Origin of the sequence: Streptomyces sp. NBC_01351 (assembly GCF_036237315.1) — a bacterium.
GTDB lineage: Bacteria > Actinomycetota > Actinomycetes > Streptomycetales > Streptomycetaceae > Streptomyces.
In genome coordinates this window covers 512,846-527,346 of sequence record NZ_CP108356.1, presented here as the reverse complement: position 1 = coordinate 527,346, position 14,501 = coordinate 512,846, and the positions used below count along the sequence as shown (strand labels likewise).

Genomic DNA, 14,501 nt, shown 5'->3' with positions numbered 1-14,501 from the left:
TCCCGGGCACGGTCACGCCTTGTCACCCGTTGGAGGGCTGTGCGACCGTGCGCCGAGCACCGGCAACAGCAGGAGGAAGAGATGAGCGCACCGGCTGACGGGGACCGCGCGAGGCCCCGGGTCAGGACCGGGTCCGGCACGGTCGAGGGCCGGACGGACGTCCACGGGAGCGCCGTCTTCCGGGGCATCCCCTACGCCGCCCCGCCCGTCGGCGCCCTGCGCTTCGCGGCGCCCGCGCCCCCAGCCGCCTGGGAGGGCGTACGGGACGCCGGTTCCTTCGGGCCCACCGCGCCCAAGGTGCCCTACCCCGATACCTTCGCGGCGCTGCTGCCCGACCCGCGGATCCCCGGGGACGACTGCCTGACCGTCAACGTGTGGACGCCCGACCCGGCGCCCGCGGCCCGGCTGCCCGTCATGGTGTGGCTGCACGGCGGCGCCCACACCCGCGGCTCCTCGGCCGTGCCCGTCTACGACGGCGCCGCCTTCGCCCGCGACGGGGTCGTGCTGGTCTCCTGCAACTTCCGGCTCGGGGTGCTCGGCTACGGGCTCTTCCCCGACGCCCCCGCCAACCGCGGGCTGCTCGACCAGATCGCCGCCCTGGAATGGGTCCGCGACAACATCGAGGCCTTCGGCGGAGACCCCGCCCGCGTCACCGTCTTCGGCGAATCAGCCGGAGCCATCAGCATCGGCGCCCTCCTCGCCGCCCCGCGTGCCACCGGACTGTTCTCGCAGGCCGTCCTGCAGAGCGGAGCCCCCGAGGTGCTGCCGCGCGACAAGGTCCGCGCCATGGTGCGACGGATGGCCTCCCTGCTCAAGGTGGAGGCCACCGCGAGGGCGTTCGCCGCCACCCCGCTGTCGGACCTGCTCGCCGCGCAGGCGGTGGTGCTGCGCAAGTCGAGCCCGCTCATGGGCGGACCCGCCTTCGGTCTGGTGGCCGACCCGGACACGCTCCCCGTCGACCCCCTCGAAGGTGCCGCGGCCCGCAGCGAGGTGCCCCTGCTGCTGGGCTGGACCAGGGACGAGTACCGGCTCTGGCTCGCCCCCACCGGCGGGATGCGGCTCCTGGACCGGCTCGGCCCGCTCGCCGTGGCGCTGGCCCGCTACCGCAGCGGGAAGGACCGTGCCGACGTACGGGCGCTGCGCGCCGCCCTGCCCGGGGCGAGCCCCGCCGAGATCGCGGGGCAGCTGCTCACGGACCGGCTGCTGCGCGACCCGCTGCGGCGGCTCGCCGGGGCCCGGCGGGCCGCGCCGAGCTACGTGTACGAATTCGGCTGGCCCTCCGGAGTACCGGGGCTCGGCGCCTGCCACGCCCTGGAACTCGGCTTCGTGTTCGACACCCTGCGCGTGCCGGAGGCCTCGTGGCTGGCCGGGCCGGACGCCCCGCAGGCGCTGGCCGAGGAGATGCATGCGGCCTGCGTGCGGTTCGCGGTCGGCGGCGATCCGGGCTGGGCGCCCTGGGACGGCAACGGCCCGCCGAGGATGTTCGGCGGGCCGGAGTCGAAGGAGGAGCGGGTGGAAGGGCCGCGGGCTATTCGACGGGTCCTTCCATGACCTTGCTGATGAACTGGATCGGGCCCTCGCCCATGTTCGGGACGTAGGTCTTGGCGTTGTGCTTGCCGCCCGGGATGACCTTCAGGCTGGTGTGGACCGGCCCTTTGTTGCCGTAGGTGGCGATGAACTTCTCCACGTCCGGCAGGGTCTTCTTGTTGTTCTCGCTGTCCCCGACCTGGAAGGCGAGGTAGACGTCCGGGCCCTTGCGGTCGATGAGCTGCTTCGCCAGCACCTCCGGGTTGTTCTCGGCCTTCTCCTTGTCGTAGCCCTTCCACAGGGAGGAGTCCGGGACGATGTCCGGGCCGGAGGCGATCACGGCCTTGAACTTGTCCGGGTGCTTGAGCACGGCCTTCAGGCCCGCGAAGCCACCCGTGGACGAGCCCATGAAGGCCCAGCCGTCACGGGACTTCACGGTGCGGAAGTTCGCCCTCATCAGGTCCGGGACGTCCTCGGTCAGCCAGGTGCCCATCTTGGGCTGACCGGGGATGTCGGAGCCGTCCCAGTAGACGCCCTTGTCGTCGGGCCCGGGGTTCAGCACCGGCATGGCGAGGATGAAGGGCTTGCTCTTCCCCTCCGCGTACCACTTGCTGATGCTGGTCTGCAGCCCCAGGTCGGTGCCCATCCAGTAGTTGTTCGGGAATCCGGCACCGCCGGGCAGGGCGATCATGACCGGGAAGCCGCTCTTGGCGAACTTCGGGTCGTCGTACTCCTTGGGAGCCCAGACCCAGACCTTGCCCTTGAAGCCGGACTTCTTGCCGTCCAGCGTGGTGACGGCCACGTGCGTGCCGTCCGGCAGGGTCATCGAATTCTTGAACTCGGCGGCCGGCCCGGTGGGCATCAGCATCTTGGAGTTCGCGGGCTGCTTGGCCGTGCCGTCCTTCTTGCCGTTGCCGGCCGGGGGCTGCCCGAAGGAGACGGCGGAGCCCTTGTCGGTGAAGGGCGGTATCTCGTAGTGGTTCATCACGAGGGCCGCGATTCCGGCGAGCGCGAGGACCGAGGCACCGGCGATCACCCAGCGGCGGACCCGCGACCTGCGGGGCGGCGGCTCGGGTTCGTAGCCCTGGGGGCCTCCGTACTGGCCTCCGTGCTGATCCCCGTACTGGCCGCCGTACTGCGGCTGTTGTCCGTGCGGGGGCTGCGGCGGGTACTGCTGCCCGTCGGGTGAGTACGACATGTGCGGTGGCTCTCCGGCTGGTGCTGCCCCGAAGGGGCGGTGTGGTCTGGCGGCTGGGTCCGTCCGTTCGGAAGATGAACGAATGAGTGGCCGGGTTCCGCATTTTTCCTTCTCTTGGGGCTTTCCGGAGAAGGCCGTTACCCGGTGCCAGGACGGTCGGTGGAGTTCCGGTTCTGTCCACCGAGTACCCCTGGCCAGTGCACATGACCCTGGGTATGGTGCCCCCGCGCCGCCGCCAGACCCGCCTACCGCCCGGAGGAACGATGCCACCCCTGTCGCTCCGGCGTCGCATCCTGATTTTTGCCGCCGTCGTGGCCGTGCTCGCCGGGGTGGCCGGGCTGTCCTTCCTGCGGGCCGCCGATCGGGCCGAGCAGCGGAACCGGGTACAGGCCGGCGGCCCGCAGGCCACCCGCGGTGACCTATCGCTGACCGAGGGCGAGGACGGACCGCGGATCGTCTTCCGCAACCTGGCCTGGGGTCCGCACCGCGACGAACTCGTCTCCGTCCCCGCCGCCGCGCCCGAGGGAGCACGTACCGCCTCCGGGGTGAGCTGCCTGCGCTTCCACGCGGCGGCGGGCACCGGGATCTGCCTCCAGACGGTCAAGGGCGGGGTCCAGGAGGGCTACCGGGCCGTCGTCCTCGACGCCCGCCTGAAGGAGGTGGCCGCGCATGCGCTGGCCGGCATCCCCACCCGGGCCCGGGTCTCGCCCGGCGGGCACCTCGTCGCGTGGACCGTCTTCGTCGGCGGGGATTCGTACGCCGGTACGAACTTCTCCACGCGGACCTCGGTACTCGACCTGCGCACGGGCCGGCTCGACGCCTCCCTGGAGGAATTCACCATCCTCAAGGACGGCAAGGAGTACCGGAACGCCGACGTGAACTTCTGGGGGGTGACCTTCCTCGCCGATGAGCAGGCCTTCTACGCGACGATGGGCACGGGCGGCCGCACCCATCTGGTCCGAGGGGACCTGGCCGCACGCACGGTGACCACCCTGCGCGAGAACGTGGAGTGCCCGTCGCTGTCGCCCGGCGGGAAGCGGCTGGTGTACAAGAAGCGGGTGGAGGGCCTGCCGGCCGAGGCCCCGTGGCGGCTGCACTCGCTGGACCTGGCCTCCGGTGAGGAGACCCCGCTCGCCGAGCAGCGCAGCGTCGACGACCAGTTGGTGTGGAGGGACGACCGGACCGTCGTCTACTCCCTGCCCGGGGACTTCGGAGCCGACCTCTACGCACTCCCGGCCGACGGGACCGGCAACCCGGCCCGGCTCATGGCCTCGGCCCTCGCCCCCGCCTTCCTCGACTGATGGCGAGGGGGCGGGGGCGGGGGTGAGGGATGAGGGGCAGACGCGGAGATACGGAGATGCGGAGATACGGAGTGCCGCAGGACCGTTACGCCGGAACCAGCGTCTTGCGGCGGCGCTTGCGCGCGGCGGCGGGCGACAGTCGCAGCTCGATGATCGACCGCACGGCCGGCCACTCCTCGTCGAGGATCGAGTAGAAGGCCGTACTGCGGACCGCCCCGTCGAGCCCCCGCGAATGGGCCCGGCGGACCCCCTCGCAGGTGAAGCCAAGGCGTTCCATGGCGGCCCGGGAGCGGCCGTTGCGGGCGTCCGCGCGCAGCGAGATGCGACGCACTCCCCAGGTCTCGAAGGCATGGCGGAGCATGAGCAGCTTCGCCTCGGTGTTGATGCCAGTGCCCTGGGCGCCCGGGGACAGCCAGGTATTGCCGATCTCGGCGGCATCGGGGATCGCCGTTGCCGGATCGCCGAACGGGACGCCCGGCACGGCGGGCCACACCAGGGGCCCCTGCCAGTAGTCGAGTTCCAGGAACCGGGTCGACCCGACGACCCGCCCATCGGTGGCTCTGACCACCGCGAACGGGAGCGATCGACCCGCCGCCTGATCGGCGAGGGCACGTTCGATGTACTCGTGGGACGCCTGCACGCCGTGGGGTACGGGAGTGAAGGCGTAAGTCGTACGATCCTCGGCCCCGGCCACGGCCAGGGCCTCGGTGTGGTGGGGGGCGAGGGGCTCAAGCCGCACGGTGCGGCCGGCGAGAAGTACGGGTACGGGCACGGAGCCTTCGGTCCTTCTGGGCGGTGGGGTGGTTGCACAGTCTGCGTCCCTGACGTCGCCCCCCGTGCAAAACACGGGTGAAAGGCAACGGGCTGTCAGGTGAACGCGAGTGGCTCAATGTAGCCCCTTAAAGTCCTCTCATGAACCCCCAATTTGGCAATGGCGTGAACGTCTTTTTCGACGACTTGGGTCCCCGCGACGGAGCGGTCGTAATCCTCATCCACGGACATCCCTTCAACCGCACGATGTGGGCCCCCCAGACGGCCGCGCTGACCACCGCCGGTTACCGTGTGATTACCCCTGACCTGCGGGGATACGGGGAAAGTCCGGTGGTTCCCGGTACCGCTCTGCTCGCCGACCTGGCGGATGATCTCGCCGCCCTCCTCGGCCGTCTCGATATCGAACAAGCGGTCGTCGGCGGTGTGTCCATGGGCGGGCAGATCGCCATGGAGATGCGGTTGCGCCACCCGGGTCTGGTAAGGGCCCTCGTGCTCTCCGACACCACGCCGGTGCCGGAGACCGAGGACGGCAGGAAGCACCGCCGGGAGCTCGCCGAGCGGCTCCTCGCCGAGGGCATGAAGCCGTACGCGGAAGAGGTCATCGACAAGATGCTGGCGCCTTACAACGTGACCGGCATGCCCGAGGCGGCCGCCCGGGTGAGCGCCATGATGTGTGCGACCGATCCCGAGGGCGCGGCCGCCGCGCTGCGCGGGCGCGCCGAGCGCCCCGACTACCGGCCCGTGCTCGCCGCGGCCGCCGAGCCCTGCCTGGTGCTGGTCGGCGCGGACGACGTCTACACCCCGGTGGCGGAAGCCGAGGCCCTGCACGCACTCATGCCGCACTCGGTGCTCGCCGTCATCGACGGAGCGGGCCACCTGCCGGGGGTGGAGCAGCCGGAGGCCTTCAACCGGGCGCTGCTGGAGTTCCTCGCGGGACTGTAAGTGGCCCAGTAGGCGGAGCCTCGATTGTCTCTGCCCGGCAGGCCACCCCCACCCCGTTGGTCCAATGAGGGCGTGACGCTACGGATCCTGCCCCCGCCCGGGGTGCCGCGCCGACTGGCCGCGGCCCAGTGGAGCAACTCCGTCGGGGACGGCGCCTACTACGTGTGTTCGGCCCTCTTCTTCACCCGAGTGGTCGGTCTCTCGCCCGCACAGATCGGCCTCGGGCTCACCGTGGCCTGGACCGTCGGTTCCGTCGCCGGGGTCCGCTGGGGGCGCTCGCCGACCGGCGCGGCCCGCGCGGCACCTCGGCGGCGCTGGCGGCGGCCACCGCGGCCTCGGTCCTGTCCTTCCTCGTCATCCGGTCCTTCTGGCCGTTCCTGGCGGCCGTCGTCGTGTACGCCACCGCCCAGTGCGGGCTCGCGGCCGCCCGCCAGGCGCTGCTCGCGGGACTGGTGCCGCCCGAGCGGCGGACCGGGGTGCCGGCCCATCTCCAGGCCATGCTCAACGGGGGCCTCGCCCTGGGTGCGGCGGTGGGCGGGCCGGCCCTGGGCGCCGACACCGAGGGTGCCTACCTCGCGGTCTTCGTCCTGGACGTGTTGGGCTTCCTGGCCTGCGCGGCCGTGCTGCTGACCCTGCCCGCGGTGGCAGTCCGCCGGCTCCTGGCAGATCGGCTTCGCGCTCGCCCCCGCCGCCCGGATCGGCCAGTACCAGGGCTTCTTCGGCGCCGGGGTGCCCGTGGCGCGCACGGTGGGGCCGCCGGCGCTGACCTGGCTGCTGCTCGTGTGGGGGATCCCGGGGTGGCTGCTGCTGGGGGCCGTACTGCTCGCCGCCTCGTACGGGATGGGCCCGGCGGTGTGCCGGGCCGGGGCTTCTCACCGGGGTGGCCCGGCCGCGGGTGTCGTCGTAGAAGCGGGTGTCGTCGGAGAAGCCGTGCACTCCGGGGCGGGCCGAGCCCGAGGCGCCTGAGATCATCCGGGCATGGACGAGGTACTGCGCGCGCTCGCTTCCGTCGGGCCCTTCTTCACCGTGCCCCACGGGAAGGAGCCGCCCGGGGAGGGGTTCCGGCCGCTCGGCGAGCTGTACGGGGAGCGGCTGGAGCCGTACGTGACCGAGGTCGGGCGGCGGATCGGCAGCGGGCCCGGGCGGGTGGCCGCCTCGACGGCGCAGTTCGGGATCGCCTCGCGGCTGTGGTCGGTCGGGCTGGGCTGCGCCGCCCTGGCGGGGCGGGTTCCGGACCTGGCGCCCGAGCGGGTGTGGTGGCGGCTGCCGGGGGCCGGTTCGCTGGAGCTGTGGCTGCCCGAGCCCGGGGAGCTGCCGGCGGAGGCGCTCGGGGAGACCGTCCTCGGGAACCTGGCCGTGCTCGACACGGCGCTGCGCGAGCGCTTCGGGGTCTCGCCGAAGGTGCTGCGGGGCAATGCCGCGTCGGGGCTCGTCGGAGCGCTGCGGGTGCTGATGGACCGGGTGCCCGACGGCGCCGGCGGCGTGGCCGTGGCGCTGGCGGGGGAACTGCTGGCGGACGGCGGGGCGCTGGGCGGTACGGGCACCTTCATCCACGAGGAGGGGCTCGGCGTGGCCTTCGTACGGCGCAGCTGCTGCCTCTACTACCGGGTGCCCGGTGGCGGCCTCTGCGGGGACTGCGTGCTGCGGACCACGTAGCCGTCCGCGGCACGCAGTCCCCCGAGGACCGCTAGAAGGTGAGGTTCCAGGCGTCGATCTTGCCGATGTCGCCGCCGGCGTTGTCGTTCACCCTGAGCTTCCAGGTGCCGTTCGCGACCTCCGCGGAGGCGTTCACGGTGTAGACCTGGTTGATGTTGTCGGCGCTGCCGCCGGACCGGTTGTGGACCGTGTAGACGGTGCCGTCCGGGGCGATCAGGTCGACCTTGAGGTCACCGATGTAGGTGTGCACGATGTTCACGCCCACCTTGAGGGTGGCCGGCGCGTTGCCGGTGACACCGCTGACGGTGATCGGGCTCTCCACGGTGGTGTTGTCGCCGATGGCGAAGTCACCGAGGTTCTCGAAGTACTTGCCGGGCGGCGGAGTGGAGCCGACGGCCTTGAGGGCGTCGGTCTGGCCCTCGCCGAAGAAGCCGTTCTTCGCCGTGGTGCCCTTGCAGCGGGAGTCCGACGGGCAGGCGACGTCGTTGGCCTGGGTGGCCAGCTTGTCGCGCAGCTGCGCCGGGGTGATGCCCGGGTTGGTGCTGACCAGCAGCGCGGCCACACCGGCGACGTGCGGCGAGGCCATCGACGTGCCGCTCATGCTGCCGTACTTGCCGCCCGGCAGGGTGCTGTAGATGCCGGTGGCGTCGCCGCCCGGGGCGGTGATGTCGACCACGTTGAGGCCGTAGTTGGAGTACGAGGCCTTCGCGGTGGTGCCCATGGCCGAAACCGTGACCACGCCCGGGAGCTCGGTCGGGATGTCCAGGCAGGCGTTGGTGATGGTGCGGGTGACCGGCGTCGAGTCGTTCGGGCTCTCGGTGTCGGTCGTCTTGTTGGCCAGGTCGAGGTTGGAGTTTCCGGCCGCCGCGACCTGCAGCGAACCCTTGCTCTCCGCGTACTCCTGGGCGCGCTTGACGCCCTCGATGATCGCGGCCTGGTCGGCGTTGTCCGGGCAGTTGAACTGCCACGGGTCCGTGTAGTAGCTGTTGTTGGTGACCTTGAAGCCGTGGTCACCCGCCCACATGAACCCGCAGACGGTGTTCTCGGCGAAGAAGAGCGAGGAGCCCGGCTCGGCGATGCGCACCGAGGAGATCTTCACGCCCGGGGCCACGCCGATGACGCCCTTGCCGTTCTTGGCGGCGGCGACCGTACCGGCCACGTGCGTGCCGTGGGTGCCGACGTCCCGCCAGGCGCCGGTACGGGCGTCCGGCTTGCCGTACGCGCAGGACGCGGAGTCCGCCGCGTTGAAGTTCGGGGCCAGGTCCTGGTGCTGGTCGTCCACACCGGTGTCCAGGATGCCGACCTTCACTGAGGCGGAGCCGGTGGTGACGGCCCAGGCCTGGTCTGCCTTGATCTGGGTCATGTCGGCGCGGGTCGGCTCGCCCGCAGGGGTCGTCGACTGCGACGGGTTGGCGGGCAGCGCAGGGTTGTAGGCGTCCGCCGGCACGTCCGAGGTGCGGGTGGCGCCGACCTGCTGGACCCCGCTCACGTCGCGCATGGTGGCGGCGAAGGAGCCGGACGCGGAGTGGGCGGTGATCACGCCGATGGCGTCGTAGTACTGGAAGACCGTGCCGCCGTTGTTGGCGATGGCGGTCCGCACGGCCGTGGTGTCACCGGGAGCGGTGATCACGAGGTAGGCGCGGGTGCCGGCAACCCAGGTCGCACTCTGGGAAGTCGGCGCCGCTGCCGTGGCCGCCGCGGGGGCGGAGGCGGACGGGGCGGAGGGGGAGACGGGGGCGGTGCCGGCGAGCGCGGCGGGGGCCCCGAAAGCGAGTGCGGCGCCGAGCGTGGCGGCCAGCACGAGGGTACGTCGAGGTCGGCTGGATATGTGGGGTATCAATGCGTCCTCCGAAGACCCGGTGGTGCTCGTGGCACCTATCGGGTCGTACGAAACAAGTGGTCGAACGCAAGATGTCAGACGCGTGGCCTCGTATGGAAGTACCTTTTACAACACACGCGTTCTTCGGCCGATGGCTCAAAACCGCCTATAGCGGGAGGAGTAGTGGCCGACCGGGCTGGGTACCGTGGGGGCGAACCCTGCCCGGTCGGCCCGTACGGGCGTACCGGCTACACCGGTACGCCGTCCTTGGCGCCGGCCGCCTGGGGCGGCACGGGCTGGTCCGGCCGCGCGTCCGCCGGCTCCCCGTGGGCGTCGTCGACCAGCGTGGCCTCGTCGAACGGAAGCCGCCCCGCGAGGACTTCGGTGGCCCGCGCGTGGTCGAACTCCTTCGTCCACGTCCCGATGAGCACCGTCGCGATGGCGTTGCCCGCGAAGTTGGTCAGCGCCCGCGCCTCGCTCATGAACCGGTCGATGCCCACGATCAGGCCGACACCGTCGACGAGTTCCGGCCGGTGCGACTGGAGTCCGCCCGCCAGGGTGGCCAGACCCGCGCCGGTCACCCCGGCCGCGCCCTTGGACGCGATGATCATGAAGAGCAGCAGCGAGATCTGCTCACCCAGGGCGAGCGGCTTGCCCATCGCCTCGGCGACGAACAGCGAGGACATCGTCAGGTAGATCGCGGTCCCGTCCAAGTTGAAGGAGTACCCGGTCGGCACCGTGATGCCGGTGACCGGACGCGAGACCCCCAGGTGCTCCATCTTCGCGATCAGCCGCGGCAGCGCCGACTCCGAGGAGGAGGTCGAGAGGATCAGCAGGAACTCCCGGCCCAGGTAGCGGAGCAGGGCGAACACGCTGACGCCCGTGCACACCCGCAGCAGCGTTCCCAGCACCAGGAACACGAACAGCAGGCAGGTCGTGTAGAAGCCGATCATGATCACGGCCAGGGACTTGAGCGCGTCCATGCCCGTCGCCCCGACGACCGCCGCGATCGCGCCGAAGGCACCCACCGGCGCCACCCACATGATCATCGCGAGCACCCGGAACACGAGCTTCTGCACGTGCCCGATCCCGCGCAGCACCGGCTCGCCGGCCGCGCCCATGGCCTGCAGCGCGAACCCGCACAACAGCGCCACCAGCAGCGTCTGGAGCACCTCGCCCCCGGTGAGGGCGGACACCAGCGTGGTCGGGATGATCCCGAGCAGGAACTCCGGCGTGCTCTCGGCCCCGCCCGCCTTGGCCTGCGCCTCGCCGGCCCGCGCCGCGGCCTCGGTCAGGTGCAGTCCGCTGCCCGGCTCCAGCAGGTTCCCGACCAGCAGTCCGATCGCCAGCGCGACCGTCGACATGACCATGAAGTAACCGAGGGCGAGTCCGCCCACCGCCCCCACCTTGGCGGCCTTGCGGACCGAGCCGATGCCCAGCACGATCGTGCAGAAGATCACCGGCGAGATCATCATCTTGATGAGGTTGACGAAGCCGGTGCCCAGCGGCTTGAGCTCCACGGCCACGCCCGGCGCGGCGAAGCCGACGGCGATGCCGAGCAGCACCGCGGCGATCACCGCGATGTAGAGATAGTGCGTTCTGTCGCGCCTGGCGGCCACGATGCCTCCTGGTGGTGAATACGTTCCGGGAGACCATCACCCAGCGCTGTGACCCCGGTCACCCTTGCGTTCATTGAGTTCACGACCCGGTGCACACTGAGCGCCATGTTCCGCTTCCCCCGGCCCCCGCGCAGCCTCGCCGGCCAGCTCTTCGCCATGCAGGTGCTGCTGGTCGCCGTGGTCGTCGCAGGGTGTGCCGTCTTCGGGTACGCCACCGCCCGCGGCCAGGCCGAGGACGCGGCGCGGCGCCAGGCCGGGGCCGTGGCCCACGCCGTCGCCGACTCGCCATCCGTGCGCGAGGCCGTACGGGGATCCGCGCGCGGAGTCGACCCCTCGGTCGCCCTCCAGCCCTACGCGGAGAAGGTCCGCACCGACTCCGGCGTGGACTTCGTGACGATCATGGCCCCCGACGGGAGGCGCTGGACCCACCCCGACCCGCGCCGCATCGGCGAGGCCTTCATGGGCAACACCGCCCCCGCGCTGCGCGGCGAGACCTTCAGCGAGACCTACACGGGCACCCTCGGCCCCTCCATCCGCGTGGTCACCCCGCTCACCGACGACGGCCGGATCGTCGGCCTCGTCAGCTCCGGGATCACCGTCCGCGCGATCAGCGACCGGCTCGCCGCTCAGCTGTCCGCGCTCGCCTGGGTCGCCGGCGGCGCGCTCGCCCTCGGCGGCCTGGGCACGTACGTGGTCAACGCCCGGCTGCGCCGCCACACGCACGGCATGAACGCGGCCGAGCTCAGCCGGATGTACGACTACCACCAGGCGGCCCTGCACGGGGTGCGCGAGGGGCTGCTGCTGCTCGACGGGCAGCGCAGGATCACCCTGATCAACGACGCGGGCCGCGAACTCCTGGGCCTGCGGGGCGAGATCACCGGATCCGGCGCCGCGGACCTCGGCCTGCCCGCCCCGCTCACCGGGGCCCTGCTCGCGGACCGGCCCCGGGTGGACGAGGTGCACTTGACCGCCGACCGGGTGCTGGTGGTCAACAGCGCGCCGGTCGCGGGAGGCGGCCGCCGGGGCACCGTGGTCACCCTCCGCGACCACACCGAACTCCAGTCGCTGACAGGGGAGTTGGACCATGAACGGGGATTCACCCAGGCCCTGCGCTCCCAGGCCCACGAGGCGGCCAACCGGCTGCACACCGTGGTCTCCCTCATCGAACTCGGCCGCGCCGACGAGGCGGTGGACTTCGCGACCGCCGAACTGGAGCTCGCCCAGGCGCTGACCGACCAGGTCATCACCGCGGTCGGGGAGCCGGTGCTCGTGGCGCTCCTGCTGGGCAAGGCCGCCCAGGCGCACGAGCGGGGCGTGGAGCTGGTCGTCACCCCCGACAGCCGCAGCCTCGCCGACGGGGGTGATCTGCCGCCGGCCCGCGATCTGGTCACCGTGCTCGGCAACCTCATCGACAACGCGGCCGATGCCGTCACCGCCGTCCCGGGGGCCCGGGTCGCGGTGACCCTGCGCCCGGACGGGGACGGACTGCTGCTGCGGGTCGCGGACAACGGCCCCGGGCTGCCGGAGGGCGTGGACGTGTTCCGTCGGGGCTGGTCCGGCAAGGGCGAGGGGCGCGGCCTCGGCCTCGCGCTGGTGCGCCAGGTGGTGCAGCGCTACGGCGGGAGCGTCACCGCCGCCCAAGGTCCGGCCGGGGGCGCGGAGTTCACCGTACGGCTGCCCGTCGTGGGCGGTGCCCGGTGAGCGCGGGCGAGGTGCGGGTGCTGGTCGTCGAGGACGACCCGGTTGCGGCCGACGCGCACGCGCTGTACGTCGGGCGGGTGCCCGGATTCACCGCGGTCGGGGTCGCCCACTCGCTCGCCGAGGCCACCCGGACCCTGGAGCGGACCCGCGTCGACCTGCTGCTGCTCGACCTCACCCTGCCCGACGGGCACGGGCTGCGCTTCGCGCGCGGGCTGCGGGCCGCCGGGCATCCCGTCGACGTCATCGTGGTGACCTCCGCGCGGGACCTGGCCGTGGTCCGCGAGAGCGTCTCCCTCGGCGTGGTCCAGTACGTGCTGAAGCCCTTCGCCTTCCCGACCCTGCGCGAACGGCTGCTGCGCTACGCCGAGTTCCGCCAGACGGCGGGCGAGGCGGCCGGCCAGGACGACGTGGACCGGGCGATGGCCGCCCTGCGAGCCCCCCGCCCGGCCGAGCTCCCCAAGGGGCTGAGCGCGCCGACCCTGGACAAGGTCGCCGCCCTGCTGAGGGCGGCGACAGAGGGGCTGACCGCGGCGGGGGCGGCCGAGGCGGCCGGGATCTCCCGGATCACCGCCCGCCGCTACCTGGAACACCTGGTGGACACCGGCCGCGCGGACCGCACCCCCCGGTACGGCCAGGTCGGCCGCCCCGAACTGCACTACCGCTGGCTGGCGGCGGCGACCGGTTCGGTGTCGAAGGTGTAGAACTTCCGGTGGTCCAGCATGTCCGCCGGGGTCACGTCGTTCCACGGCCGCATGGTGTCGTTCAGGTCCACCACGTTCGCGGTGCCCGCCGCCGGCAGGTACGGGGACTGCGGGTGGCGGGCCTGCCAGTCGGCCCACAGCTTGTCCACGAACGCGTGGTGCATCCAGAAGACGGGGTCGTTCGGCGAGACCCCGGTCGCCATCTGCCCGCCGACCCACACGTGCACCCGGTTGTGCAGGCTGGCGCCCCGCCAGCCCTCCAGGTGGTTGCGGAAGCCGCTGGAGGCGCTGTTCCAGGGAGCCGCGTCGTACACGGGCATGGCCAGTACGGCGTCCACCTCCGCCCGGGTCGGCAGCTCGGGGACCCCCGCGCCCAGCGCCCGGCGCAGGTACGTGCGACCGTCGACCCGTACGTTCACGGCCCACTTCCCGGCGGCGTGGGCGAAGGGCCCGTCGAGCACCTGTCCGTCCCGGGCGCGGCCGGTGCCGCCGAGGAAGTCGGCGGCCCAGAGGGAGGAGCGGGCGGTGCGGTCCGCGGTCCAGTCCCAGTACGGGATGGCGACGCTCGCGTCCACTTTCTGCAGCGCCGCCTCGAACTCCAGCAGGAAGCGCCGGTGCCAGGGCAGGAAGGAGGGGGAACGGTGACCGACGCGGTCGCCGGAGTCGGTGTCGGCCATGATGAAGCCGTTGTGGGTGGTGACGAAGCGGTCGTACGTGCCGGTGCGCTTGAGCTCCAGCAGGGCCGCCGTGAAGGCGCGCTTCTCCTCGGGGCCGAGCGCGGCCTGGTTCTTGCGGACCGTCATGCCGCACCGCCGAACGGGACGAGTGCGGCGCCCTGGAGCTCGCGGACGGCGGCGCGGGCGAGGGAGCGCGGATCGGCGTAGGTCTCGTAGTGGTTGACCACGCTGATCCAGCTGCCGTCGGCGTTGCGCATCACGTGCAGTTCGCGCCCGTCTATCCGGACGGTGGGCAGTCCGGGGGAGTGGTGGCCACCGTGGTGGCCGCCTCCGCCCCGGGTGATCTGGATGCGGCGGCCCTGGTAGACCTCGTCGGTGGCCGTGGCCGCGGGGCTCTGGTCGAGAGGCTTCGCGGCGGGGGCCTGGGCGGCGTTGGCGGCGGTGGCCGCGATGCCGAAGGCGGTGAGTGCGCCGGCAGCGGTGCCCGTTAAGGCCTGTCGGCGGGTGATCTTGTTCATGACCCGAAGAGGTATCAGGGCGATGAGTACGGCTGACAGGTATCCGGACATGCACGGATAGGTTGCCGGTA

At 72.1% G+C, this 14,501-nt stretch carries 13 protein-coding genes and 1 pseudogene; 8 read left to right on the top strand and 6 right to left on the bottom strand.

Annotation, left to right across the window (positions count from 1 at the left end):
* The first annotated feature begins 81 nt into the window (after positions 1 to 81).
* Positions 82 to 1,551: a carboxylesterase/lipase family protein gene (locus OG625_RS02575; RefSeq protein ID WP_329376420.1), complete on the top strand. Its 1,470-nt coding sequence runs from the start codon at positions 82 to 84 to the stop codon at positions 1,549 to 1,551.
* Here the strand turns inward: OG625_RS02575 and OG625_RS02570 are convergent.
* On the bottom strand, positions 1,529 to 2,725 hold the full coding sequence (locus OG625_RS02570; protein WP_329376419.1) for an alpha/beta hydrolase: 1,197 nt from the start codon (positions 2,723 to 2,725) through the stop codon (positions 1,529 to 1,531). The genes OG625_RS02575 and OG625_RS02570 overlap by 23 nt on opposite strands.
* 272 nt (positions 2,726 to 2,997) lie before the next feature.
* Here OG625_RS02570 and OG625_RS02565 point away from each other — a divergent pair, with 272 nt between their 5' ends.
* Complete coding sequence (locus OG625_RS02565; RefSeq protein ID WP_329390394.1) at positions 2,998 to 4,026, top strand: TolB family protein; 1,029 nt, start codon at positions 2,998 to 3,000, stop codon at positions 4,024 to 4,026.
* 85 nt (positions 4,027 to 4,111) lie between these two features.
* On the opposite strand, the gene OG625_RS02560 is transcribed toward OG625_RS02565, so the two are convergent.
* On the bottom strand, positions 4,112 to 4,798 hold the full coding sequence (locus OG625_RS02560) for a GNAT family N-acetyltransferase (RefSeq protein WP_329376418.1): 687 nt from the start codon (positions 4,796 to 4,798) through the stop codon (positions 4,112 to 4,114).
* 140 nt (positions 4,799 to 4,938) lie between these two features.
* Here OG625_RS02560 and OG625_RS02555 point away from each other — a divergent pair, with 140 nt between their 5' ends.
* The 4 genes and pseudogenes from OG625_RS02555 to OG625_RS02540 all read left to right on the top strand — a co-directional run bounded on the left by OG625_RS02555 (position 4,939) and on the right by OG625_RS02540 (position 7,395).
* Positions 4,939 to 5,739, top strand: a complete 801-nt coding sequence (locus tag OG625_RS02555) for an alpha/beta fold hydrolase (protein ID WP_329376417.1) — start codon at positions 4,939 to 4,941, stop codon at positions 5,737 to 5,739.
* 128 nt (positions 5,740 to 5,867) lie between these two features.
* Positions 5,868 to 6,353 (top strand): annotated as a pseudogene (locus OG625_RS02550) (MFS transporter); the annotation flags it as partial.
* 121 nt (positions 6,354 to 6,474) lie between these two features.
* Positions 6,475 to 6,705, top strand: coding sequence for a hypothetical protein (locus OG625_RS02545; protein WP_329376416.1), 231 nt, complete (start codon positions 6,475 to 6,477; stop codon positions 6,703 to 6,705).
* Between the two features lie 12 nt (positions 6,706 to 6,717).
* Complete coding sequence (locus tag OG625_RS02540) at positions 6,718 to 7,395, top strand: (2Fe-2S)-binding protein (RefSeq protein WP_329376415.1); 678 nt, start codon at positions 6,718 to 6,720, stop codon at positions 7,393 to 7,395.
* Positions 7,396 to 7,426: 31 nt separating this feature from the next.
* Here OG625_RS02540 and OG625_RS02535 read toward each other — a convergent pair whose 3' ends face one another.
* Complete coding sequence (locus tag OG625_RS02535) at positions 7,427 to 9,196, bottom strand: S8 family peptidase (protein ID WP_329376414.1); 1,770 nt, start codon at positions 9,194 to 9,196, stop codon at positions 7,427 to 7,429.
* 266 nt (positions 9,197 to 9,462) lie between these two features.
* Entirely contained in the window at positions 9,463 to 10,833 is a 1,371-nt protein-coding gene (locus tag OG625_RS02530; protein ID WP_329376413.1) for a cation:dicarboxylate symporter family transporter, read from the bottom strand.
* Between the two features lie 105 nt (positions 10,834 to 10,938).
* On the opposite strand from OG625_RS02530, the gene OG625_RS02525 reads away from it, so the two are divergent.
* A complete protein-coding gene (locus OG625_RS02525; protein ID WP_329376412.1) occupies positions 10,939 to 12,534 on the top strand; it encodes a sensor histidine kinase in 1,596 nt (531 codons plus the stop codon).
* Positions 12,531 to 13,235, top strand: a complete 705-nt coding sequence (locus OG625_RS02520) for a response regulator (RefSeq protein ID WP_329376411.1) — start codon at positions 12,531 to 12,533, stop codon at positions 13,233 to 13,235. The genes OG625_RS02525 and OG625_RS02520 overlap by 4 nt, the downstream gene beginning before the upstream one ends.
* Here OG625_RS02520 and melC2 read toward each other — a convergent pair.
* Both melC2 and melC1 read right to left on the bottom strand, forming a co-directional pair.
* A complete protein-coding gene (gene melC2 / locus OG625_RS02515; protein WP_329376410.1) occupies positions 13,190 to 14,038 on the bottom strand; it encodes a tyrosinase MelC2 in 849 nt (282 codons plus the stop codon). The two genes, OG625_RS02520 and melC2, sit on opposite strands and share 46 nt — an antisense overlap.
* Positions 14,035 to 14,430: an apotyrosinase chaperone MelC1 gene (gene melC1 / locus OG625_RS02510; RefSeq protein ID WP_329390392.1), complete on the bottom strand. Its 396-nt coding sequence runs from the start codon at positions 14,428 to 14,430 to the stop codon at positions 14,035 to 14,037. Before melC1 ends, melC2 begins: the two co-directional genes overlap by 4 nt.
* Between the last annotated feature and the right edge of the window lie 71 nt (positions 14,431 to 14,501).

Bases quoted from the DNA above. Each gene is read 5' to 3' on its own strand.
- OG625_RS02575 (WP_329376420.1), top strand. From the start codon at position 82: ATGAGCGCACCGGCTGACGGGGACCGCGCGAGGCCCCGGGTCAGGACC.
- OG625_RS02570 (WP_329376419.1), bottom strand. From the start codon at position 2,725: ATGTCGTACTCACCCGACGGGCAGCAGTACCCGCCGCAGCCCCCGCAC.
- OG625_RS02555 (WP_329376417.1), top strand. From the start codon at position 4,939: ATGAACCCCCAATTTGGCAATGGCGTGAACGTCTTTTTCGACGACTTG.
- OG625_RS02540 (WP_329376415.1), top strand. From the start codon at position 6,718: ATGGACGAGGTACTGCGCGCGCTCGCTTCCGTCGGGCCCTTCTTCACC.
- OG625_RS02525 (WP_329376412.1), top strand. From the start codon at position 10,939: ATGTTCCGCTTCCCCCGGCCCCCGCGCAGCCTCGCCGGCCAGCTCTTC.
- melC2 (WP_329376410.1), bottom strand. From the start codon at position 14,038: ATGACGGTCCGCAAGAACCAGGCCGCGCTCGGCCCCGAGGAGAAGCGC.
- melC1 (WP_329390392.1), bottom strand. From the start codon at position 14,430: ATGAACAAGATCACCCGCCGACAGGCCTTAACGGGCACCGCTGCCGGC.